Raw genomic sequence first — 501 nt, forward strand, 5'->3', positions numbered from 1 at the left:
AGCGCCCGTTCCGGCTCGGCCATCAGCGCTGACTCGGTCAGCTCAAGGCGCAGGGACCGGGCCGGGACGTCGTGGGTCTGGAGCCGTTGCAGGACCTGCGCGGCGAGGTCCGGACGGTGCAGGCAGCGGGCGGACAGGTTGACCGCGACCTGCAGGTCGTGACCGGCGTGGCGCCAGGTGCTCGTCTGCGTCAGCGCCAGGTCGAGGACTGTGAGGGTCAGCGGCCAGATCAGCCCGGTGTGCTCCACGGTGGGCAGGAAGTCCGCGGGATGGAGCAGGCCGCGGGTGGGGTGCTGCCAGCGGACCAGGGCCTCCACACCGGCCAGCGTGCCGTCGGTGAGGTTCAGCTTGGGCTGGAAGTGCAGCAGCAGCTCCTCGTGCGCCAGGGCGTGCCGGAGGTCGGTGAGCAGGGTGAGCCGGGAACGGTCGTTGCTGTCCGACAACGGGTCGTAGCGCTCGACCCCGGTCTGCAGCTCCTTCGCGGTGTACATCGCGACGTCG

The 501-nt window shown here is 71.1% G+C and carries 1 protein-coding gene; it reads right to left on the reverse strand.

All coding sequences use genetic code 11. The features are described from left to right. Positions 1 to 491 (reverse strand): EAL domain-containing protein (locus WCS02_RS21100; protein WP_340296260.1); only part of this gene is annotated, 491 nt, incomplete at its 3' end. Between the last annotated feature and the right edge of the window lie 10 nt (positions 492 to 501).

It is taken from the genome of Aquipuribacter hungaricus, from assembly GCF_037860755.1.
GTDB lineage: Bacteria > Actinomycetota > Actinomycetes > Actinomycetales > JBBAYJ01 > Aquipuribacter > Aquipuribacter hungaricus.